The sequence below is a fragment of the Actinomadura monticuli genome, assembly GCF_041463655.1.
GTDB classification, from domain to species: domain Bacteria; phylum Actinomycetota; class Actinomycetes; order Streptosporangiales; family Streptosporangiaceae; genus Spirillospora; species Spirillospora monticuli.
Genome location: NZ_JAXCEI010000023.1, coordinates 53,382 through 74,706, shown reverse-complemented (window position 1 = coordinate 74,706; position 21,325 = coordinate 53,382). Strand labels below are relative to the sequence as shown.

The 21,325-nt window shown below is 74.7% G+C and carries 20 protein-coding genes; 13 read left to right on the top strand and 7 right to left on the bottom strand.

The window, feature by feature from the left end:
* Positions 1 to 3: 3 nt before the first annotated feature.
* The gene (locus SM611_RS34200) at positions 4 to 1,032 is read right to left on the bottom strand and encodes a PHP domain-containing protein (protein WP_371954474.1); all 1,029 of its coding nucleotides are present in this window, start codon (positions 1,030 to 1,032) and stop codon (positions 4 to 6) included.
* Positions 1,033 to 1,062: 30 nt separating this feature from the next.
* Between SM611_RS34200 and SM611_RS34195 the strand changes: the two genes are divergently transcribed.
* From SM611_RS34195 to SM611_RS34165, 7 genes are all read left to right on the top strand, one after another.
* Positions 1,063 to 1,470 (top strand): hypothetical protein, encoded by a 408-nt coding sequence (locus SM611_RS34195; protein WP_371954473.1) that lies wholly within the window; start codon positions 1,063 to 1,065, stop codon positions 1,468 to 1,470.
* A 2-nt stretch (positions 1,471 to 1,472) separates the two neighbouring features.
* The gene (locus SM611_RS34190) at positions 1,473 to 2,399 is read left to right on the top strand and encodes an alpha/beta hydrolase (RefSeq protein WP_371954516.1); all 927 of its coding nucleotides are present in this window, start codon (positions 1,473 to 1,475) and stop codon (positions 2,397 to 2,399) included.
* Positions 2,400 to 2,474: 75 nt separating this feature from the next.
* Complete coding sequence (locus SM611_RS34185) at positions 2,475 to 3,650, top strand: PucR family transcriptional regulator (protein WP_371954472.1); 1,176 nt, start codon at positions 2,475 to 2,477, stop codon at positions 3,648 to 3,650.
* 141 nt (positions 3,651 to 3,791) lie between these two features.
* Positions 3,792 to 4,706: an ACP S-malonyltransferase gene (locus tag SM611_RS34180; RefSeq protein ID WP_371954471.1), complete on the top strand. Its 915-nt coding sequence runs from the start codon at positions 3,792 to 3,794 to the stop codon at positions 4,704 to 4,706.
* A complete protein-coding gene (locus SM611_RS34175; protein WP_371954470.1) occupies positions 4,703 to 5,671 on the top strand; it encodes a beta-ketoacyl-ACP synthase III in 969 nt (322 codons plus the stop codon). The genes SM611_RS34180 and SM611_RS34175 overlap by 4 nt, the downstream gene beginning before the upstream one ends.
* 55 nt (positions 5,672 to 5,726) lie before the next feature.
* The gene (locus SM611_RS34170; RefSeq protein ID WP_371954469.1) at positions 5,727 to 5,990 is read left to right on the top strand and encodes an acyl carrier protein; all 264 of its coding nucleotides are present in this window, start codon (positions 5,727 to 5,729) and stop codon (positions 5,988 to 5,990) included.
* Positions 5,991 to 6,074: 84 nt separating this feature from the next.
* Complete coding sequence (locus tag SM611_RS34165; RefSeq protein ID WP_371954468.1) at positions 6,075 to 7,382, top strand: beta-ketoacyl-[acyl-carrier-protein] synthase family protein; 1,308 nt, start codon at positions 6,075 to 6,077, stop codon at positions 7,380 to 7,382.
* Between the two features lie 214 nt (positions 7,383 to 7,596).
* Here the strand turns inward: SM611_RS34165 and SM611_RS34160 are convergent, their stop codons facing one another.
* Positions 7,597 to 8,091: a DUF3145 domain-containing protein gene (locus tag SM611_RS34160; protein WP_371954467.1), complete on the bottom strand. Its 495-nt coding sequence runs from the start codon at positions 8,089 to 8,091 to the stop codon at positions 7,597 to 7,599.
* 330 nt (positions 8,092 to 8,421) lie between these two features.
* Here SM611_RS34160 and SM611_RS34155 point away from each other — a divergent pair, with 330 nt between their 5' ends.
* From SM611_RS34155 to SM611_RS34140, 4 genes are read left to right on the top strand one after another with little or no spacing between them, the layout of a single operon-like run.
* Positions 8,422 to 9,630: a S8 family peptidase gene (locus SM611_RS34155; RefSeq protein WP_371954466.1), complete on the top strand. Its 1,209-nt coding sequence runs from the start codon at positions 8,422 to 8,424 to the stop codon at positions 9,628 to 9,630.
* A 38-nt stretch (positions 9,631 to 9,668) separates the two neighbouring features.
* Positions 9,669 to 10,193, top strand: coding sequence for an RNA polymerase sigma factor (locus tag SM611_RS34150; protein WP_371954465.1), 525 nt, complete (start codon positions 9,669 to 9,671; stop codon positions 10,191 to 10,193).
* A complete protein-coding gene (locus tag SM611_RS34145; RefSeq protein WP_371954464.1) occupies positions 10,190 to 10,639 on the top strand; it encodes a hypothetical protein in 450 nt (149 codons plus the stop codon). The genes SM611_RS34150 and SM611_RS34145 overlap by 4 nt, the downstream gene beginning before the upstream one ends.
* The gene (locus SM611_RS34140; RefSeq protein WP_371954463.1) at positions 10,636 to 13,146 is read left to right on the top strand and encodes a CHAT domain-containing protein; all 2,511 of its coding nucleotides are present in this window, start codon (positions 10,636 to 10,638) and stop codon (positions 13,144 to 13,146) included. The genes SM611_RS34145 and SM611_RS34140 overlap by 4 nt, the downstream gene beginning before the upstream one ends.
* Before the next feature lie 27 nt (positions 13,147 to 13,173).
* Here the strand turns inward: SM611_RS34140 and SM611_RS34135 are convergent, their stop codons facing one another.
* The 3 genes from SM611_RS34135 to SM611_RS34125 form a co-directional block, all read right to left on the bottom strand.
* Positions 13,174 to 14,004 carry a sulfurtransferase gene (locus tag SM611_RS34135; RefSeq protein WP_371954462.1) on the bottom strand — a complete coding sequence of 277 codons (831 nt, stop codon included), beginning with the start codon at positions 14,002 to 14,004 and terminating at the stop codon, positions 13,174 to 13,176.
* A 71-nt stretch (positions 14,005 to 14,075) separates the two neighbouring features.
* Positions 14,076 to 15,215: an alkaline phosphatase family protein gene (locus SM611_RS34130; protein WP_371954461.1), complete on the bottom strand. Its 1,140-nt coding sequence runs from the start codon at positions 15,213 to 15,215 to the stop codon at positions 14,076 to 14,078.
* Positions 15,216 to 15,303: 88 nt separating this feature from the next.
* The gene (locus SM611_RS34125) at positions 15,304 to 15,885 is read right to left on the bottom strand and encodes a DUF5998 family protein (protein ID WP_371954460.1); all 582 of its coding nucleotides are present in this window, start codon (positions 15,883 to 15,885) and stop codon (positions 15,304 to 15,306) included.
* Between the two features lie 86 nt (positions 15,886 to 15,971).
* Here SM611_RS34125 and SM611_RS34120 point away from each other — a divergent pair, with 86 nt between their 5' ends.
* A complete protein-coding gene (locus SM611_RS34120) occupies positions 15,972 to 16,277 on the top strand; it encodes a hypothetical protein (protein ID WP_371954459.1) in 306 nt (101 codons plus the stop codon).
* Here SM611_RS34120 and SM611_RS34115 read toward each other — a convergent pair.
* Positions 16,274 to 18,712, bottom strand: coding sequence for a bifunctional acetate--CoA ligase family protein/GNAT family N-acetyltransferase (locus SM611_RS34115; RefSeq protein ID WP_371954458.1), 2,439 nt, complete (start codon positions 18,710 to 18,712; stop codon positions 16,274 to 16,276). The two genes, SM611_RS34120 and SM611_RS34115, sit on opposite strands and share 4 nt — an antisense overlap.
* A gap of 169 nt (positions 18,713 to 18,881) precedes the next feature.
* Between SM611_RS34115 and SM611_RS34110 the strand changes: the two genes are divergently transcribed.
* Positions 18,882 to 19,805, top strand: a complete 924-nt coding sequence (locus tag SM611_RS34110) for a carbohydrate kinase family protein (RefSeq protein ID WP_371954457.1) — start codon at positions 18,882 to 18,884, stop codon at positions 19,803 to 19,805.
* Positions 19,806 to 19,951: 146 nt separating this feature from the next.
* Here the strand turns inward: SM611_RS34110 and SM611_RS34105 are convergent, their stop codons facing one another.
* The gene (locus SM611_RS34105; RefSeq protein ID WP_371954456.1) at positions 19,952 to 20,971 is read right to left on the bottom strand and encodes a LysR family transcriptional regulator; all 1,020 of its coding nucleotides are present in this window, start codon (positions 20,969 to 20,971) and stop codon (positions 19,952 to 19,954) included.
* Positions 20,972 to 21,325 lie beyond the last annotated feature (354 nt).

Below are 21,325 nucleotides of genomic sequence, written 5' to 3'. Positions count from 1 at the left end.
CGGTCACGCGTTCGCGCGCGTCCACGCGACCAGGTCCCCGGCCGGGAGGGTGTTGACGATCATCGACGCCGGCACCCCGCACCGGGCCGCGCGCTCGCAGCCGAGGGGCTGCCAGTCGAGCTGGCCCGGCGCATGGGCGTCGGAGTCGATCGAGAAGCGGCAGCCGGCCTCGACGGCGAGGCGGAGCAGGCGCTTGGGCGGGTCCAGCCGCTCCGGCCGGGAGTTGATCTCGACGGCGACGTCGTAGGCGGCGCAGGCGTCGAAGACGAGGGCGGCGTCGAACTCCGACTCGGGGCGCAGGCCCCCGCGCCTGCCGCCCGCCTTCACGATCCGCCCGGTGCAGTGGCCGAGGACGTTCACCCGCGGGTTCGCGACCGCGGCGACCATCCGCTTCGTCATCGCGACGCGGTCCATGCGGAGCTTGGAGTGGACGCTGGCGACGACGACGTCCAGCCGTTCGAGCAGCCCGGGGTCCTGGTCGAGCGTGCCGTCCTCCAGGATGTCGACCTCGATGCCCGTCAGGACGCGGAACGGCGCGAGGTCCACGTTCAGCGCGGCCACGACGTCGAGCTGGCGGCGGAGGCGGTCGGCGGACAGGCCGTTCGCGACCTTCAGGCGCGGCGAGTGGTCGGTCAGCGCGAGGTACTCGTGGCCGAGGCCGCGGGCGGTCTCCGCCATCTCCAGGATGGGCGAGCCGCCGTCGGACCAGTCGCTGTGGGTGTGCAGGTCGCCCTTCAGCGCGGCGCGCAGCGCGGCCGCCGCCTCGTCCAGCGGCTCGCCCTCGGTGGCCTCCAGGCGGCGCAGGTAGACGGGGGTCTCGCCGCGCAGCGCCTCCTCGATCACCAGCGCGGTGACCTTGCCGATGCCGGGCAGGGCGGTCAGCGTGCCCTCCCCGGCGCGGGCCGCCAGCTCGTCCGGGGACGTCCGCTCGGCGAGGTCGGCGGCCGTGCGGAACGCCCGCACGCGGTAGGTCGGCTCGCGGGCGCGCTCCAGCAGGAACGCGATCCGGCGCAGCGCTTCGACGGGCTCCACGCCTCGCACCGTACCCAGGTATGACGGGACGTGCTGCTCGCGGACCCGCTCGGGCTGGTCCTCACCGCCGGGCTCACCGCCGGGACGGTGTCGCTGCCGACGACCGAGACGATGCGGCGCGGCATCGTCGTGTCGGACGGGACGAAGCTGTCCATCGCGGTCGCGGTGAAGGCGCCGCGCGTGTGGGCGGGCCGGGCCGTGGGCGACTGGATGCGGCACGTGCCCAACGTCCGCTTCGCCAGGGGTGGGCTTCGGCGCGGATCCCTACTCCGGCGGCTTCGGCGTGGCCCGGACGGCGGCCTCGCCGCCCGCGTGAAGATCTTGGATGGTAGAAACGCACGATGCCGCCGCACCGCACGACGCCGAGGACGTCCGTCCGGCGGCCGCTCTCCCGGCGGCCGCGCAGGGCCCTGGCGGCGACCGCGTGCATCGGCGTGATCATGCTCACGACGGCCGGGACCGGGCACGCCGACCCCTACGCCGCGCCCGTTCCCGTCCCCGTGATGGCGCCCTCGACGCTGGACGTCCGGTTCGCCGCCGAGCGCGGCGCCATCGAGAGGGCGCTGCGGACGGCGCAGGCGGTCGGCGACGCGGACCGCGGCCGGGCGCTCGGCGCGTTCCTGCGGCCCGGGCGCCGTTTCCTCTACTTCGACCCGCGCGGCGGCGGGCGGGCCATCGAGGTCATCGGCGACATCACCCGGGCGCGGCGGGTCGCGATACTCGTCCCGGGCGCCGACACCACGCTGTCCGCGTTCGACGGGCGGGGCGGCAAGCCCTGGTCGACGCCGGGCGGCGGCGCGCGCGCCGTCTACGCGCAGGCCCGGTCCCTGTCGCCGAGTCCCGGGCTGGCGGTCGTCGCCTGGCTCGGATACGCGGCGCCGAAGACGTTCAGCGGCGAGGTCCTCACCGACGACCGGGCCTCCGAGGGCGCGGGGAAGCTGCGCCACTTCATGGCGGGCCTGCATCGCGTCAACCCGGGGGCGAGCGTGGGGCTGCTGTGCCACAGCTACGGGTCGGTGGTGTGCGGGCGCGCCGCGCTGGACGGCCCCGACACCGCGGCCTGGCGCCAGGTCACCGACATCGCCCTGTACGGCAGCCCCGGCACGACGGCGTGGTCGGCCTCCATGCTGAGCGGCACGGCCCGCGTCTGGGCGGGACGAGGAGCGACGGACTGGATGGAGGACGTCCCCCACGTGCGCGTCTTCGGGCTCGGGCTCGGCGCCGACCCGGTCTCCCCCGCGTTCGGGGCGCGGGTCTTCGACGCCGGATCCGGCGGCCACAGCGACTACCTCGCCCCCGGCTCGCCGTCGCTGCGCAACCTCACCGACATCGCGCTCGGGCGCGCCTCCAGCGTCACACCGGGCTGACGCGTTCGCCGGGTTGAGGGCGGGTCATCGCGGGTTGAGGGCGGGTCATCGCCGCCTTGGTGGCACCCTTGGGTTGTGGACACCGCGAGCGAGGCCGTAATCCGCGACCAGACCACCCAGCGCCTGGAGAAGGCGATGGGGACGTTCGGCACCGCGGCCCTGACCAGCATGGAGGAGCAGCTCCCCTGGTTCCGGCGCATGCCCGCCGACCAGCGCTCCTGGATCGGGCTCGTCGCCCAGGCCGGCATCGCCGCGTTCGTCGAGTGGTTCAAGAACAACGAGAAGACGCGCCCCGCCATCGCCGGCGAGGTGTTCGGCACCGCGCCCCGCGAGCTGCTGCGGTCCATCAAGCTGCACCACACCATCGACATGATCCGCGTGATCATCGAGGTGGTGGAGACCCGGCTGGACGAGCTGGCCGCGCCCGGCGGCGAGGCCCAGCTCCGCGAGGCCATCCTCCGCTACACGCGGGACGTGGCGTTCGGCGCCGCGCAGGTCTACGCGCGCGCCGCCGAGACGCGCGCCGCCTGGGACGCGCGGCTGGAGGCGCTCGTCGTCAACGCCGTGCTGCGCGGCGAGGTCGACGACGGCATGCACTCGTGGGCCGCCGCGCTCGGCTGGACGTCCAAGCCGGTCACCGTCATCGCCGGGTTCACCCCCGAGGACGAGGAGCCCGAGGTCACCATCGACCAGATGCAGCTGGCCGCGCGCCGCGCCCGCGCCGACGTGCTCGCCGGCGTCCAGGGGCACCGCGTCATCGTCATCATGGGCGGCGAGATCGACCCCGTCGAGGCGGCCCGTCCGATCGCCGCGAAGTGCGGCCCCGGGCCCGTCGTCGTCGGCCCCCAGGTCGCCGACCTCTACAGCTCGACGTTCTCCGCCCAGGCCGCCGTGGCCGGGCTCCGCGCCGCCGCCGGATGGCCCGACGCGCCCCGCCCCGTCCAGGCGACCGAGCTGCTGCCCGAGCGGGCCCTGGACGGCGACGACGACGCGCGCCGCTACCTGGTGGACAGCGTCTACAACCCGATGCTCGCCGCCGGCGCCCCCCTCCTCGACACCCTCACCACCTACCTCGAGCAGGGCTCGTCGCTGGAGGCCACCGCGCGGCTGCTGTTCGTCCACCCCAACACCGTCCGGTACCGGCTCCGCCGCGTCACCGAACTGACCGGCCTGGCCCCGACCGACGGCCGCAACGCCTTCACGCTCCGCATCGCGCTCGTGCTGGGCCGGTTCGAGACCCGCGCCGTGTAGCAGCGCCGTTTCCGCCGAGCCCCTTCCCCATGTTCACCAGTGTTCGGGGGCCGGCGTTGTAGGGGTCGTACAAAGGGGTCAGGGGAAACTTCGTTCTGATCGGTATCGAGTCCGGCGGCCATCAACGGCAGGCTGGACGCTGTGATACTCCTCGCATCGCCCGGCCAGGGCGCCCAGACCCCCGGCTTCCTGCAGCCATGGCTAGAGATACCCGGAGTCGCCGACCGCCTCGCCTGGTGGTCGGCCGTCACCGGGCTCGATCTGGTCAGGTACGGGACCGAGGCGGACGCCGAGGAGATCCGCGACACCGCGGTGGCGCAGCCGCTGCTGGTCGCCGCCGCGCTCGCCGCGTTCGAGGTCCTCTACGAGGACCGGCTGCCGGACGCGGTCGCCGGGCACAGCGTCGGCGAGCTGGCCGCCGCCGCGATCGCCGGGGTGCTCTCCCCGGAGGCCGCGCTGGTGCTCGTCCGGGAGCGGGGCAAGGCGATGGCCGAGGCCGCCGCCGTCACCGAGACCGGGATGACCGCCGTGCTCGGCGGCGACCCGGAGGAGGTCCTCGCCGCCATCGACAAGCACGGGCTCACGCCCGCCAACGTCAACGGCGCCGGCCAGATCGTCGCCGCCGGGACGATGGGGCAGCTCGCCGAGTTCGCCGACGAGCCGCCCGCGAAGGCGCGGCTCCGGCCGCTGTCGGTCGCGGGCGCGTTCCACACCGAGCACATGGCGCCCGCCGTCGACACGCTCCGCCGCCTCGCGTCGGGCGCGCCCGTCGCCGACCCGCGCACCACGCTGCTGCAGAACCGCGACGGCGCCGTCGTCGAGGACGGCCGCGAGTTCGTCGGCCGGCTCGTCGACCAGGTCAGCGCGCCCGTCCGCTGGGACGCGTGCATGACCGCCATGCGGGACCTCGGCGTCACCGCGATCATCGAGCTGCCGCCCGCCGGGACGCTGGCCGGCCTCGCCCGGCGCGAGCTGAAGGGCGTCGAGCTGGTCGCCCTCAAGTCGCCCGCCGACCTGGACAAGGCCCGCGCGCTGATCGAGGCGGACGCGTCATGACCGCCGCACTCCAGATCCCCGCGATGACCGCCGGCTCCCGCGTCCTGGCGTTCGGCGACTACCGCCCGGCCCGCGTCGTCACCAACGACGACCTCGCCGCCAAGGTCGACACCAGCGACGAGTGGATCCGCAGCCGCGTCGGCATCGTCCAGCGGCACATCGCCGCCGACGACGAGGGCATCGTCGAGCTGGGCGTGCACGCGGGCGCCAAGGCCCTCGCGGGCAGCGGGCTCGCCCCGTCCGACATCGACCTCGTGATCCTCGCGACCTGCTCCGCGGAGTCGCCGATGCCGGGCCACGCCGCGCAGGTCGCGCACCGCCTCGGCATCGACGCGCCCGGCGCGTTCGACCTGAACGCGGCCTGCGCCGGCTTCTGCTACGCGCTCGCCACCGCCAGCGCCGCCGTCCGGACCGGAAGCGCCCGCAACGCGCTGGTGATCGGGTCGGAGAAGATGTCCCAGTGGATCGACTGGACCGACCGCTCCACCTGCATCATCTTCGCGGACGGCGCGGGCGCGGCGGTCGTCGCCGCCAGCGAATCCGCCGGCATCGGCCCGGTCGTGTGGGGCAGCGCCGGCGACAAGTACGACAAGATCATCATCGAGGACCGGAACTCGTTCATCCGCCAGGAGGGGCAGGCGGTGTTCCGCTGGGCCACCACCGCCATCGCCCCCGTGGCGGTGGAGGCGTGCGAGCGCGCCGGCGTCAAGCCGGAGGACCTCGCCGCCATCGTCCCGCACCAGGCGAACCTGCGCATCATCGAGGCCATCGCCCGCAAGGTGAAGGCCGCCAACGCCGTCGTGGCCGACGACATCGTCCACACCGGCAACACCTCCGGCGCCTCCATCCCGCTGGCGATGTCACGCATGATCGAACGCGGCGACGTTCCGTCCGGCGCCCCGGCCCTGCTGGTCGGGTTCGGCGCCGGACTGTCCTACGCTGCCCAAGTCATCCAGATCCCGTAGGCCGTCACGCCGCTCGCAGGCTCTGGACCAACCCACCGAAGGAGAACGCAGAACCATGGCAGTCGCCACCGAACAGCAGATCCTGGACGGCCTCGCCGAGATCATCGACGACATCGTCGGCATCGACAAGGCCGAGGTGACCCCCGAGAAGAACTTCATCGACGACCTCGACATCGACTCGCTGTCGATGGTCGAGATCGCCGTCGCCGCGCAGGACCAGTTCGGCGTCGAGATCCCCGACGACGAGCTGCGCAACCTGAAGACCGTCAAGGACGTCATCAACTTCGTCCAGAACCTGCAGACCACGGCCAAGAGCTAGATCCGCGGGGAAGGCGCGCCGCCGCTCCGGCCGGAGGCGGCGCGCCCGACCTCCATCCCCCCACCGTCCGCAAGGAGCACCCACATGAGCAAGAGCCAGACCAGAGTCGTGGTGACCGGTCTCGGTGCAACGACACCTCTCGGCGGAGACCTGCCGTCGACCTGGTCCGCCCTGCTCGCCGGGGAGTCCGGGGTCCGCCCTCTGGAGTGGGAGGGCGTGGAGGACCTGCCGGTCCGGTTCGCCGCGACGCTGAAGGTCCAGCCGGAGGAGGTCATCCCGCGCCAGTCGATGCGCCGCCTCGACCGCAACCAGGCGATCGCGCTGATCGCCGCGCGCGAGGCCTGGGCGCACGCCGGGTTCGCCCCGCCCACCGGCGGCAAGCCGCAGAAGGGCATGGAGAAGGCCGGCGTCGACGGCGGCCACACCGTCGACGGCGAGCGCCTCGGCGTCGTGTTCTCCAGCGGCATCGGCGGCCTGCACACCGCCCTCAACAGCTACGACGTGTTCCGCGAGAAGGGCTGGTCGCGGGTCTCCCCGTTCACCGTCCCGATGCTGATGCCGAACGGCGCGTCCGGGCACGTCGGCATCGAGTTCGGCGCGATGGCCGGCTCGCACGCCCTGGTCAGCGCCTGCGCGTCCAGCGGCGAGGCCGTCGGCTACGCCATCGACATGATCCGCGCGGGCCGCGCCGACGTGGTGATCTGCGGCGGCACCGAGTCGTGCATCCACCCGCTGCAGATGGCCTCGTTCGGCGCCATGCGCGCGATGTCGACCCGCAACGACGAGCCGGAGCGCGCGTCCCGGCCCTACGACAAGAACCGCGACGGGTTCGTCCTCGGCGAGGGATCCGCGGTGCTGATCCTGGAGTCGGAGGAGCACGCCCGCGCCCGCGGCGCGCGGATCCACGGCATCGCGGCCGGCTGCGGCTACTCCGGCGACGCCTACGACATCGTGCTGCCCGACCCGAGCGGCGCCGGGCAGGCCAAGGCGATGCAGCGCGCGCTGAAGGACGCCGGGCTGGAGCCCGCCGACATCGTGCACATCAACGCGCACGCCACCTCGACCCCGGCCGGCGACGTGGCCGAGCTCGCCTCCATCAAGGCGGGGCTCGGCGAGGACGCCGCCCGCCAGGTCGCCGTCACCGCCACCAAGTCGATGACCGGGCACCTGCTCGGCGGCGCCGGCGCGCTGGAGTCGGTCTTCACCGTCCTCGCGCTGAAGGAGGGGCTCATCCCCTTCGTCGCCAACCTGGAGGACCTCGACGACGAGGCCGACCTGGACATCGTCCGGGACGAGCCGCGCAAGATCTCCGACGGCCCGGCCGCGGCGCTGAACAACTCGTTCGGCTTCGGCGGCCACAACGTCTCGGTGGCCTTCCAGCGCGCGCTCTGACCCGCGCACACGCGGGACGACGCAGGACACGCGTAAGGGAACGGCCCGGCGGCTTCACAGCCGCCGGGCCGTTCCCTTTCTCGTCACGTTCTCGTCAGGCGGCGCGCGCCGCGGGCATGTGGCCGTCCGGCCTTCGGTGGAGGCGGGGCGCGCTCGTTGCGGGGCGGGCACGCTCCGGGCCGCCCGGGGCCGGCGGGGCCCGCCGGGCCGGGCCTCAGACGGCGGCGTGCAGCCAGCGGACGGGGGCGCCGTCGCCGGCCCTGCGGAAGGGCTCCAGCTCGTTGTCCCACGGGGTGCCGAGGAGGCGTTCGAGCTCGTGTTCCAGCGTGATCTTGCCGACGGCGGCGTTCGCCATGACGGAGCGGAGCCGGTCCTCGGGGACGAGGATGTCGCCGTTGGCCCCGATGACCCCGGAGAAGACCCCGAGGGACGGGGTGAAGCTGAACCGGACGCCGTCGGTGCCGGGCGTCGGGTCCTCGGTGGCCTCGAACCGCACGAGTTTCCAGTTGCGCAGCGCGGAGGTGATCCCCGCGGCGGTGCCCGGCCTGCCCTCCCAATGAAGCTCGGCGCGCAGCGTTCCCGGCGCGGCCGCCTGATCTGCCCACTCAAGGGAAACGGGCACACCGAGAACACCTGCGGCGGCCCACTCGATGTGCGGGCTCAGCGCAGGCGGCGCGGAGTGGACGTAAAAGACGCCACGTGCGGTCACCGGACCTCCTGGATCTGTACCGAGGCTCGTCTTCCCCTACGGCCTCGTACGTCCCAAGTCGGCGTCCGCGTCCCTCATTGTGCATCATCGGCCCGTCTCGCACCACCGGGAGACCGTTGTTTATTGAACGCTTGACCATGCGATGCGCGCCGTTCACCGGGCCCGGGCGACAAGGGTAGGCCCTCGGCGGCCGGTCCGCGGCGAAAGCCGGCAACGCGGTACGGCCGCGCCCGGCCACGGCCGACGGCGACTCTCCGTCCGTTTCCGGTGACCCGGCGTCGCCGATCCGGCACTATGAGCGCGGGCGGCAGCGGGCGAGAGCGAGGACCGATGTTCGATCAACGGGCGCGGCTGGACCGGGTGCTCGCGCGCCATCCCGACGCGCAGGTCGTGGAGCCGCTGCCGGGGCGTCCGGCGCTCGTCCGCCGGGACGAGATCCTCGTCGCCGGGCACGACGCCGGCGCCGCCGAGTCCCTGGTCCGGCGCTGGTTCGACGCGCGGCGGGACGAGGGCGGCGTCGCCCGGCTGCGGCTGCGCGCCCCCTCGAAGGTGGACGTCTGCGAACTCGCCGCCCTCCTCAGGACGGACGGCCGGTTCCGCGCGCTGAGCGCGTCGCCGAACCACCTCGTCCTCGGCCAGCCGATGTGGTGGAGCGGGCCCGCGGACCTGCCCCGTCCGGCCGCGCCGCTGCCGGCGCCCCGGGCGGCCCCGGCGCGGGCGGCGGCGCGGCGGGACGTGACGGTCGCGATCCTGGACACCGGGCTGTCGCCGCACCCCTGGTACGCCGAGACCGGCTGGTACCGCGAGCAGCGCGCGGAGGTCGCCGAGGTGCTGGACGCCGACCTCGACTACGACCTGGACGCCCAGGCCGGGCACGGCACGTTCATCGCGGGCGTGGTGCTGGCGCAGGCGCCGGCCGCGCGGCTGCGCGCCCACCGGGTCATCGGCGGCGACGGCGTCGGCGACGAACTGGACGTGATCCGGGCGCTGCGCCGGATCGCGGAGCGGGGCCGCGCCGACGTCGTCAACATCTCCCTCGGCTGCCACACCTACGACGACCGCCCGTCCCCGGTCCTGGCGCGGGCGGTCGCCGCGCTCGGCCGCCGGACGGTCGTGGTGGCGTGCGCGGGCAACGCGGCGACCGACCGCCCCTTCTGGCCGGCCGCGATGAAGCCGGTCATCGGCGTCGCGGCGCTGGACGGCGGCGACCGCGCCTGGTTCTCCAACCACGGCTGGTGGGTGGACGCCTGCGCGCAGGGCGTCGACGTGGCCAGCACGTTTGTGTCGTTCGACGGGACGCGGCCGCGCGTGCGCGGCATCGATCCCGACCTGTTCCAGGGGTACGCGACGTGGAGCGGGACGTCCTTCGCGGCGCCCGTGGTCGCGGGGCGGATCGCCGGCCGGGCCGCGGCGGACGGCGTCGACGCGGTCACGGCGGCCGACCGCGTCCTCGATCCGGCGTCGCATCGGGTCCTGCCAGACCTGGGCGTGGTCGTAAAGTCGGAAAAAGATACTGACGGTCAGCGCTCGATGGCATAGGGTCAACGAACAGCGGGGGGCCTCGGGAGGAGACTTCGGTGGCCCACAGGGACGGAACGGACGAACTGGTGGTCCGGGCACGCGACGGCGACGGTGACGCGTGGGCCCGGCTGGTCGAGCGACACAGCGCGCTGCTGTGGTCGATCGCCCGCTCGCACGGGCTGAACGACGCCGACTCGGCCGACGTGGTGCAGACCACGTGGCTGCGGCTGGTGGAGCGGATCGACGCGCTGCGCGATCCGGCCGCGACGGGGTGCTGGCTGGCCACGACGGCGCGGAACGAGAGCATGCGGCTGGTGCGGCGCAAGAGCCGCGACCTGCCGATGGTTCCCGCGCCCCGGCGGCCGGAGCCGGGCCCCGAGCGGATCGTCGCGGCGCGCGAGCGGCTCGGCCGGGTCGGCAGCGCGCTCGACACGCTGCCGCGCCGCTGCCGGACGCTGCTGCGGCTGTTCGCGCTGGCGCCGAGCCACGCCGAGCTGGCCGCGGCGCTCGGCATCCCGGTCGGCAGCGTCGCGCCGACCCGGGCGCGTTGCCTGGACGCCCTCCGGAGGCTCGTCCCGTGAACGACGACGAGCTGATGTCCGGGGTCCGGGACGCGTTCGAGATCCTGGATCCCGTCCCGGCGGAGGTGCTGGCGGCGGCGCGCGCGTCGATCGTGTGGCGGACGCCGTCCGCGACGCTGGCGGAGTTGGCGCACGACCGGCCCGGCCGAGCCGCGGCCGGGGTGCGCGGCGCGGCGGGCCGGACGCTGACGTTCGCGTGCCCCGGGTCGACGGTGGAGATCGAGGTGGCCGAGCGCGGCCGGGAACGGGAGATCACCGGGCGGCTCGTCCCGTCCGCGGCGGCGGTCGTCGAGGTCCGGCACCGGGACCTGCCGCCGGACGGGATCACGGCGCGGGCCGAGCCGGCCGGGCTGTTCTGCGTCCCGCGCGTCCCGGAGGGCCTGGTCAGCCTCGTGTTCCGGCTGGCGGACGGGTCCTCGATCGTGACGAGCTGGATCCGCCTGTGACCGGGCCGGACGAGCGCGCGCTGCTGTGGACGGCCGCGATGGACCCGGCGACGGCGCTGGCGCGGGCCCTCGCCCTGCTGGAGGACGGCGGCCTGCCGGAGGACGGCGGCGTCCTCGCGCTCCGGGTGGCCGGGCTGGCGGCCAAGGAGCTGGGGCGGCTGGACGAGGGCCTCGGCTTCCTGCACCGTGCGCTCGAACTGGCCGAGGGCTATGCGGCGGCGCAGGTGCGGATGAACCTCGTCGGCCTGCTCACCGCGCGCGGCGCCGTCGCGGAGGCGCTGGCCCACGCGCGTGCGGCCGAGACCGTCCTGGAGGGCCCGGACGCGGACCGGCTCGCCGCGAACACGGCGTGCGCTCTGGCGCGTGCCGGGCGGCTGGACGAGGCGCGCGAGGTGGCCGCCGGCGCCCTGCCCCGCCTGCGCGGCGGGCACGAGCCGGCCGTCTTGAACGGTCTGCTCACCAACCTGGGTCTCGCGCTGGCCTTTCGCGGCGACTACGACGGCGCGGAAGAGGCCCTGTCGGAGGCCGTCGCGGTCGGCGAGGCGGCCGGGCTGGGTCATCAGACGGCGATGTCGAAGGGCAATCTGGCCTTCGCGGTGTCGCGGCGCGGGGACGTCCCGCGCGCGCTTCGCCTCTACGCGGAGGCCGAGCCGGGGCTGACCGGTGAGCGCCTGGCGCAGTGCCGGTTCGACCAGGCGGAGACCCTCATCATGGCCGGTCTGCCGGGTGAGGCGCGCCCCGTCCTCGCCGCCGCCCTGGACGCGGCCATGGAGAACGGGTACGGATGCGACGTCGCCGACGGTTTCCTGCTCCTCGCCCACGCCGAACTGGCCGACGGCGACCCGGAGCAGGCCACGGACGCGGCCGAGCACGCCCGCACCATGTTCGCCGAGCAGGAGCGCACCGGCTGGATGCTGCTGGCCGAGCACGTGCTGCTCAAGGCCAGGTGGGCGTCCGGTGAGCGGTCCACCGTGCTGCTGCGGTCGGCGGCGGCGACGGCCGGACGGCTGGAGGGCGGCGGCTGGCCCGACGCCGCCGACGAGGCCCGCATCGTCGCCGCGCGCGTGGCGCTGGCGCTCGGCAGGCCCGCGGGGCACCTGCTGTCGTCCGTCGGACGTCCGGGCGGCCGTGCGTCCACCCGGATCGCCGGCTGCCACGCGCTCGCCCTCGAACGCGCCGCGCGGGGCGACCAGGGCGGCGCGGTGGCGGCCGTGCGGGCCGGGCTCCAGGTCACCGAAGAGCATGCCGAGGCGCTCGGCGCGCTCGACCTGCGCGCCCGCGCGGCCGGTTTCGCGACCGAGCTGGCCGAGCTGGGCCTCGCCCTGGCCCGGTCCGCGCGGGAGCTGCTCGCCGTGGAGGAGCGGCGGCGGGCGATCGCGCGGCCGGTCCGGGTCCGTCCGCCCGGGGACCCCGAACGGGCCGCCGCGCTGACCGCGCTGCGCGCCCTCAGCGCCGACCACACGGCCGACACCGCCCGTGGCGGCGTGCCGTCCGTCCTCTCGCCGGACATGGCCGACCTGGAGGCGCGGATCAGGTCCCGGACGCGGCGCCGCCCGTCCGGCGCGTCCCCGCCCCGCTCCGCCGAGGCCGCCGAGATCGCCGCGGCGCTCGGCGACCGCGCCCTCGTCGAGATGATCGCGATCGACGGCGAGCTGCACGCCGTCACCATCGCGGGCGGCCGGCCCCGGCGCCACCGGCTGGGGGCCTGCGACGGCGTCGGCCTCATCCGCTTCGCGGCGCGCCGCCTCGCCGAGCGGGACGACCCGCAGGCGCTCGCCGCCCTCACCGGCGCGGCCGAGCGCCTCGACCGCGTCCTGCTCGCCCCGCTGGCCGCCGCCCTCGGCGACCGCGACCTGGTCATCGCCCCGACCGGCGCGCTGCACGGCCTGCCGTGGGCGGCGCTCCCCTCGCTCGCGGGGCGCCCGTTCACGGTCGTCCCGTCCGCGGGGGCCTGGCTCCAGGCGAGCGCGGTCCCGCCCTCCGGCGGGCACACCGTGCTCGTCGCCGGCCCCGACCTGCGGCACGCCGGACGCGAGGTCGCCGTCCTGCGCGGCCTGCACCCGCGGGCCCGCGTGCTGGCCGGGTCCGACGCGCGCGCGGAACCCGTCCGGGACGCCCTGGACGGCGCCGCCCTCGCCCACATCGCCGCCCACGGCGAGTTCCGCGAGGGCAACGCCCTGTTCTCCCGGCTGCGGCTCGCCGACGGCCCGCTGATGGTGCACGACCTGGACGCGCTGACCGTCCCGCCGCGCCTGATCGTCCTGTCCGCCTGCGACATCGGCCGCGCCGACGAGGGCGACGCCGTCCTCGGCATGGCCGGCGCCCTCCTCGCACTCGGCGCCGCCACGGTGATCGCCAGCGTCACCCCCGTGCGCGACGAGGCCACGCCGGAGTTCATGTCCGCGTTCCACGCCGCCGTCAGGGCGGGCCGGTCCCCGGCGCGGGCGCTGGCGGACCTCCCCCGTACCCCGGCCACGACCGGTTTCCTGGCCATGGGCGCCGGCTGACGCGGGCCGCGGCCCCGCCCGGACCCGTCAGCCGTCGCCGGTGGCCACCGGGTTGGACGGGTCGGTCACCCAGTTCGACCAGGAGCCGACGTAGAGGGCGGCCGGGATGCCGGCGAGGTTGAGGGCGAGGATCTCGTGGGCGGCGGTGACGCCGGAGCCGCAGTAGGCGCCGACGTCCAGGGCGTCGGTCGCGCCGAGCTTCGCGAAGCGCTCGCGCAGCAGTTCGGGCGGCAGGAAGCGGCCGTCCACGCCGACGTTCCCGGACGTGGGGGCGTTCCGCGCGCCCGGGATGTGCCCGGCGACCGGATCGACGGGCTCCTGCTCGCCGCGGTAGCGCTCGGCGGCGCGCGCGTCGAGGAGGACGCCCGCCGTGGCCAGCTCGGCGGCGCCCTCGGCGTCCAGGACGGGAAGGCGCCCGGGGTTGGCGATGAAGTCGCCCGGCTTCACCTCGGGTTCGGCGTCGCTCACCCGGTGCCCCGCCTCCACCCAGGCGCGGTACCCGCCGTCCAGTACCCGGACCCGCTCGTGCCCGAAGTAGCGCAGCGACCACCAGACGCGGGCCGCGGACATGGAGTCGGCGTCGTCGTAGGCCACGACCAGGCCGTCCCGCGAGACCCCGGCCCGCCGCATCGCCGACTCGAAGACGACGGGGTCCGGGAGGGGATGGCGGCCGCCGGGGCCGGGCGGCCCGGCCACGTCGCGGTCGAGGTCGACGAACACGGCGCCGGGCAGGTGCCCCCTGCGGTAGGACTCGATCCCCGGCGGCCCCGCCAGGTGCCATCGGACGTCCAGCAGGACCACGGGCGTCTGCCGCCGGAGCAGCCGGTCCAGCGCGGGCACTTCGATGAGAGGGTGCACAGGGCCAGTTTGACCGTCGATGCCCGGATTCGGGAGGGGCGAAGGCTGGTTCATCTCACATCCGCGGGGTGTCAGGGGCGGGACGTGGTGAGCAGCGGGACGAGTTGCTCGGCCGGAACGAGGGAGCCGTGCATGCCGACCATCCGGTTCAGCCACGGTTCCCGCTCGGACGCGACGATCGCGAGGTCGGCGTGCGGCACGGCGACCACGTCGCCGACGCGCTCCGCCATCCCCTCGCCGAGCGGGCCGAACCAGCCGTCCGCCACGGCCTTCTCACGCGGCACCACCCAGGCGCGGTCGCCGAGCATCGCCGTCCAGGCGGCGAGGACGTCGCCGTGGGCGCCCGGCTCGCTGTAGACGTAGCGGCAGCGCGCGTCGCCGCCGAGGAGGGCGACGCCCTCCTGCAGCTCGGGAACGGCATCGACGTCCACCCGCTCGGACGGGTCGACCATTCCGTGGTCCGCCGTCACGTACAGGGCCGAACCGGGCGGCAGGACGGCCGCGATCTGCTGGGCGAGCGTGTCCACGAACCGCAGCTGGTGCCGCCAGTCGGCGGAGTCGACGCCGAACCGGTGACCGGTGCCGTCGAGGTCCGCGTGGTAGGCGGTGACGTAGGCGCGGTCGCCCCGGCACAGCGCCATCTCGGTGCGGCCGACGAGCTGCCCGAGGCCCTCGGCGGACAGGTACTCGGCGCCGCGGGCGGTCGCGCGGCTCAGCCCGGACCGCCTGTACTGGCGGAGCGACACGTAGCCGACCTCGACGCCGTCCGCCGCGGCCCGCTCGTACGCGGTCGGGACCGGCTGGAACACCGCCGGGTCGGGGTCGTCGTCCTTCCAGTGCAGGCAGTTCAGCAGCCGGCCGGCGCCGGGGATCGCCACCTGCAGGCCGAGCAGGCCGTGCGCGCCCGGCGGCGCGCCGGTGCCCAGCGAGGCGAGGCTGGTCACGGTCGTCGCCGGGAACCCGGCGGTGATCGGGCCGCCGTCCATCGCGTTCAGGTAGGGCGCCTCGTCCGGATGCTCCTTGAGCTGCTCCCAGCCGAGCCCGTCGACGAGCAGGACGCAGGCGCGCGGCAGGCCGGGCAGGCCCAGCACGTTCACCGCGTCCGGGACGCCCAGCGAGGCCAGCACCGAGCCCGGCAGGTCGGCGAGGGCGCCCGCCCCGTACCGCGGAACCGGCGCCTCCGGCACCGCTCCCGCTCCCGCCCCCGTCACCGGGCCGCCCACCTCGTGGGGGGACCCCCCACACCCCCTGACGAGCAGACCACCCGGCGCCCTCCGCTCCGCCGGCGCTCCGCTCCGGTCACCGGGCGGTCGCGGCGGACAGTTCCTCGGCGAACGCCAGCACCTGGGCCACCGCGTCCGCGCCGTCCGCCGCCTCGCTGACCCGCAGGGACAGGTCGTCGGCCGTGACGCTGCCGGTGTAGCCGTGGTCGGCCTCGCAGTTCTCGTCGCCGCACGTCGCCGGCTCGAGGTCGATGTGGGCGATGGCGCCCCAGCCGATGGTCAGCACGACCTCGGTGGGCGGCACGCCCGGCACGTAGGACGCGGGGTCCGGGACGACCCGCGTCACCGCGACCGACTGGACGCGTTCCAGCTTGACGGCCTCGGTGGTGGTGGACGCGTGCGGCTGCGCCATCCCCTCGCCCGGCGGGTGCTCGTCGGTGTGGCACACCAGCAGCCGGGCCGCGGACAGCACGAGCACCGTCACGTGCCGCCGGACCTCCATCGCGGGGTCGAACGTCGCCTCATGGTGAACGACGTAGGCGACGACTCGCTCGTCGCCTACGGCCGACTCGACCGCGTCCGCGACCAGGGCCGGGTAGTAACCGCTGCGCTCGATCGCCGTGCGCAACCCGCTTGCGGTCGCTCGGGTTTCCCTCATGGCTCCCATCCTGCCCTGTCCGGGGCGGACGCGCACATGAGCGCCCCGGCGCGGTCATCCGCCCGCCTGGCGGGTAGGGGCATGGCATGGACGAGCATCCACTGCCGACCCCGCCGCCGGTGCCGCCGCCCACCCCGGACCCGGCCCCCACGCCGCAGCCGCCGGTGCCGCCCGAGCCGCCGCCCGGCCCCGCGCCGCGGCCGCCCGGCCCCGTCCCGCCGGGCCCGTCGCCCGAACCGGTCCCGCCCGGCCCGCCGCCGGAACCCGTCCCGCCCGGGCCCGCTCCGGAACCGACGCCGCCGGCGCCGCCCCCGGAGCCCATCCCGCCGGGCCCGGAACCCGACCCGGTCCCGCCGACCCCGGACCCACGTCCGCCGGCCCCGCCCGGTTAGAGGCGGCGGGGGGCCATTTCGGCGCGGGGGCCCAGGGGGCGCTCCAGGGTCAGCCTGACCTCGCGCACCGTGACGCCCGTTCCGTCCACCATGACCGGGTTCAGCTCCAGCCGCGCCACCTCGGGCAGGTCGTAGCCGAGGCGGGACGCGCGCAACAGCAGCCGCTCAAGGGCCTTGACGTCCACGGGCTCCGCGCCCCGGTGGCCGAGCAGCAGCGGGGCCGTGCGGATCGCGCGGACCATCTCCGCCGCCTCCACGTCCGCGAGCGGCGACAGGCGGTAGGCGCGGTCGTCCAGCAGGTCGGCGGTCTCGTCGGCGATGCCGAACGAGATCAGCGCGCCGAACGAGGGGTCCTCGCTGACCACGACGCGGGTCGGCACCCCGGCCCCGCCCTCGGCGACCTCGATGCCGTAGCAGGCGAGCAGTTCCGCCGCCCGCTCCGGCGCGACGTCGACCGGGCCGCCGTCGCCGAGCCACTCCGCGACGAGGACGCGCGCGCGGTCGCGGTCCACGTCGTCGAAGACCGGCATGCGGCCCGCGGGGCGCCGCCGCCACTGCGCGTACCTGATCACGTAGGCCAGCGCGCGGACGGCGTCCTCCGGCGAGGGGTAGGACGGCACCGACCCCTCGGCGGGCATCCCGTCCGGTCCGGGGACGCGCAGGTCGGCGGGCATGCCCTCGGTGCCCAGGTAGGTCGCCACGATCGGCTTGCCCGCGCCGGCGGCCAGCCGCAGGATCTTCTCGGGGACGCGGACGTCGTAGCCGCCGATCGTCGGCGGCGTGAACAGCGCCACGACCGCGTCGACCGTGTCGTCGGCGAGCGCGCCGGCGAGGGCGGCCTCGTAGTCGTCGGCGTCCGCGCGGGGGCCGAGGTCGACGCGCGGACGGACGTCCAGGCCGAGCGCGGCGGCCTCGTCCTGCGCGAGCAGGCCCAGCGAGTTGGAGTTGTCGATGACCGCGATGCGGTCGCCGGCCGGGAGCGGCTGGTAGGCCAGCACCTGCGCCACATCGAACAGCTCGGACAGGTCCTCCACCCGGATGACGCCGGCCTGCTCGAACAGCGCGCTGACCGCGTGGTCCGGGAGCGTGAGCGCGCGCGCGGCGTGCCCCAGCGGGACGCCCTGGGTGCTGCGGCCGCTCTTCACCGCGACGATCGGCTTGCGGCGGCCGAGCCTGCGCGCCAGCCGCGCGAACTTGCGGGGGTTGCCCAGCGACTCCAGGTACAGCAGGACGGCCTTGGTCGCCGGGTCCTCCTCCCAGTACTGCATGAGGTCGTTTCCGGAGACGTCCGCCCGGTTGCCCGCCGAGACGAACGTCGACAGGCCGAGGCCGCGTTCGGCCGTCCGCTGCAGGATGGCGATGCCGAGCGCACCGGACTGGGAGAAGAAACCGACCGGCCCCCGTCCCGGCATGGTCGGCGCCAGGGTCGCGTTGAGCCGCACGTCCGTGTCGGTGTTGGCGATGCCCAGGCAGTTGGGTCCGACGACGCGCATCCCGTAGGCGCGCGCAAGGCTCACCAGTTCCTTCTGGGCGGCACGTCCCTCCTCCCCCACCTCGCCGAAGCCGGACGACACGACGACCAGGCCGCGCACGCCCTTGCTCGCGCACTGCTCCACGACCTCGTGGACGGCGTCGGCGCGGACGGCGACGACCGCGAGGTCCACGTCGTCCGGGATCTCCAGGACGGACGCGTACGCGCGGACCCCCGCCACCGCCACCGCCGTCGGGTGCACCGGGTAGACGGGCCCGCTGAAGTCCCCGGCCAGCAGGTTGCGCAGGACCGTCTGCCCGACGGTGTGCTCCGCCCGGCTCGCCCCGATCACCGCGACCGACCCGGGGAACAGCAGCCGCTGGATCGACCGCGACTCGGCCCGGTGCTCGCGCGCCGCCATGACCTCGAGCGAGGTGTCGGTCGGCTCCAGGTCGAGGACGAGCTCGATCACGCCCTCCTCGAACCGCTGCTCCGCACGGTAGCCCGCCTCCCGGAACACCCGCGTCATCCGGCGGTTGTCAGGCAGGACGCTCGCCACGAACCGCCGCACGCCCCGCTCCCGCGCGGCCGCCGCGATGTGCTCCAGCAGCACCGCGCCGAGGCCGCGGCCCTGGTGCGCGTCCTCCACGAGGAACGCGACCTCCGCCGTCTCCGGCCGCTCGCCGAGCCGGTCGTAGCGGACGACCGCCACCATCACCCCGGCGATCGTGGCGATCAGCCCGACACGCCGGTCGTAGTCGACGGTCGTGAAGTGCTCCACGTCGCGGTCCGACAGGTGCGGGCGCGGCGAGAAGAACCGGTAGTAGATCGACTCCGGGGACAGCCGCTCGTGGAAGGAGCGCAGCAAGTCGGCGTCTTCGGGCCGGATGGGACGCAGGTGGGCCGTGCCGCCGTCGCTCAGGACGACGTCGGCCTCCCATTGATCCGGGTAACGCTCGGTCACGTACCCGAGGGTAAGGCACGGGCCCTCCCGGGCCCGCGCCGGGAAAAATTGGGCTTCCCCGGGTTTCGCTGCGCGTTCGAGACCTAATCCGGGCTCAAGAGCTGTTACGGTCAACCACACGCCCAGTGTTGCCGCTCGCGCGGGCCGTGTTGATCGAGGTGATGACTCCATGACGCGCGTGGTCGTGGTCGGCGATCTTATGACAGACACCGTGGCGCGTGCCGCGTTCCCCTTGGCAAAGGGGAGCGACACGCCCGCCGCCGTGACGACCCACGGGGGCGGCTCGGGCGCCAACGTGGCGGCCTGGCTCGCCCTGGAGGGGGTCGACGTCGCGTTCGTCGGACGCCGTGGCTCCGATATCGCGGGCCGGAACCGGGACATGGAGATGATGGGGTACGGCGTCGACGCCCGCCTCGTCATGGACCAGGAACGTCCCACCGGCACGTGCGTGGTGATGGTCACCCACAAGGGCGACCGCACCATGCTCTCCGATCCCGGTGCGAACGGCGCGCTCCTCCCCGAGGACATCGAGCGCTGCAAGGACCTGTTCTCGCAGGGCACCCACCTGCACCTCTCCGGGTACTCCCTGATCAACGAGGGCTCCCGGAAGGCGGCCATCCACACCCTGGACCTGGCCCGCCAGGCGCAGATGTCGGTCTCGGTGGACGGCGGCTCCTCCTCACCCCTCAAGCGGATGGGCGCCGAGCCCTTCCTCGAGTGGACGCAGGGCGCCCGCCTCCTGGTCGTCAACGCCAAGGAGGCCGAGATCCTCACCGGCCGCGACACGCCGGCGCAGGCCGCCAAGGTGCTCACCGCCTGGTACCCGCAGGTAGTGATCAAGAACGGCGCCGAGGGCGCCCTCTGGTACACCAACGGCCGGCCCGAACCCGTCACGGTCGCCGCCGAACCCGTCGAGAAGGTCGTCGACGGCACCGGCGCCGGCGACGCGTTCGTCGCGGGCTTCCTGCCCCCGTGGCTGGACGGCAAGCAGCCCGCCGACGCGCTCACCGCCGGCTGCCGCCTCGCCGCCCAGGCCATGAAGCACCTGGGCGCCCGCCCCACCCTCGACGTGGTCGACAACCAGATCAAGTAGGCGCCGGGGGCCCCGGGCCCCCGGTCGACCGAGGCACGCGCCCCTCAAGCCGCCGCGCGCTGCATCGTGCCCGCACGCCGCTCCGCATGGCCGCCCGTGGTTCGCCAACCAGGGATCGATCGAGCGGCCTCGGGGCGAAATGGCGGTCAGGCAAGAGGGGTGTAGGTGCGGACGTCCTCCTTCACCGCCGCCCAGAGGCGGTTCAGGGGATGGCCTGCGTCGTAGCGTTCGAGGTCGGCGCGGCGGACGAAGGCGCCGGTCATCAGCTCGGCCTTGGGCTCCAGGTCGTCGTGGAGCTTGATGGTGCGGAGCGGGACGGCGTCTGGATCGTCCTGGGCCGCCATGCCGCGGCCGATCGACCCGGTGACGATCATGCAGCCGCGGACGAACCCGGACCGCAGCAGCGACAACCCGTAGTGGACGTCGTCGATGTCGGCGACGACGTTGAGCCGGTCGCGGAAGTTCGCCCCGTACCAGGTGGCCAGCAGGTCCGCGACCAGCCCGGCGGGCGGCACCACCAGCGGGACGCGGCCGAGCCCGCTCGTCTCGACCGGCGTGTCCGGCAGCTCGTTCTCCGGCAGGTTCGTCAGCAGCAGCGCCTGGCCCCGCGCATACTCGATGACCTCGTACTCCTTCAGGCGCAGGTCGCCCTCGGGAGTGCTCACGATGCTGCCGCAGATGAGATCGACCTGCCGGTTCTCCAGCCGTGACCATACGTCCTTGGTCCGGACGTGGGCGACCTTGAACTCGACCTCGCGCTGCCGGAACTCCTCCGAGACGCGGTTCCAGGCGCGGGAGACGATCGGCAGGGTGAACTCGGTGGTGCCGACGGTGAGCATCCGGCCGAGGCGGCGCCGGCTCAGATGAATGGACTCCAGCCATTTGTCGAACGTCATGCGCGCCAGTTCGACGGTGGCCTCCCCCGTAGGCGTGAACAGGAAGTCCCTGCCGCGCCCCTGCCGGACGGTCAGCACCTCGCCGCACAGGCTCTGGCTGTTGCGGTTCAGGATGTCGAGCTGCTTCTGGACGCTCGACTGCTCCCGCCCCAGGACGCGCGCGGCCCGCAGTGCGGATCCGGTCTCGTGCACCACCAGGAGCGTCCGCAACTGGTCGAACGTCGTGTCGAGCAGCCCGGACGGGCAATCCAGCAGCGCGTCGAGGGTCACGGAGAGGGACATTACTACCTGTTTCGCCGTCCCGAGGAAATGGCCGAGCGGCCATCCGAGCGGGAAATGATGACATTTCCCGCTGAACTTATCTCAAGATGTTCTTGCAAACAACTGGACAGAGTTTTCTAACCTCTAGAACACTTTCTCCAGACCACGCCGCCGTCATCCGTCCCACCTGGACGGCGGCGTTCCCGGGCGCGCCCCGGCGGTGCCGGCCGCCGGGGCCGCCGCCCGGCGCCTCGACTCCCGTTCGCCGCGGCCCTTCTCCGCCGCGGCGCCGGGACCGGACGCCGGTCCGTGCGCGGGGCCGCGCGCACGGACCGGCCCGATCGTCCCGCCCGCGCCCACGGG

What these genes read in the sequence shown, in the direction of transcription:
- SM611_RS34190 (WP_371954516.1), top strand. Translation starts at nt 1,473, where the DNA reads ATGCTCACGACGGCCGGGACCGGGCACGCCGACCCCTACGCCGCGCCC.
- SM611_RS34175 (WP_371954470.1), top strand. Translation starts at nt 4,703, where the DNA reads ATGACCGCCGCACTCCAGATCCCCGCGATGACCGCCGGCTCCCGCGTC.
- SM611_RS34170 (WP_371954469.1), top strand. Translation starts at nt 5,727, where the DNA reads ATGGCAGTCGCCACCGAACAGCAGATCCTGGACGGCCTCGCCGAGATC.
- SM611_RS34165 (WP_371954468.1), top strand. Translation starts at nt 6,075, where the DNA reads ATGAGCAAGAGCCAGACCAGAGTCGTGGTGACCGGTCTCGGTGCAACG.
- SM611_RS34155 (WP_371954466.1), top strand. Translation starts at nt 8,422, where the DNA reads ATGTTCGATCAACGGGCGCGGCTGGACCGGGTGCTCGCGCGCCATCCC.
- SM611_RS34125 (WP_371954460.1), bottom strand. Translation starts at nt 15,885, where the DNA reads ATGAGGGAAACCCGAGCGACCGCAAGCGGGTTGCGCACGGCGATCGAG.
- SM611_RS34120 (WP_371954459.1), top strand. Translation starts at nt 15,972, where the DNA reads ATGGACGAGCATCCACTGCCGACCCCGCCGCCGGTGCCGCCGCCCACC.
- SM611_RS34110 (WP_371954457.1), top strand. Translation starts at nt 18,882, where the DNA reads ATGACGCGCGTGGTCGTGGTCGGCGATCTTATGACAGACACCGTGGCG.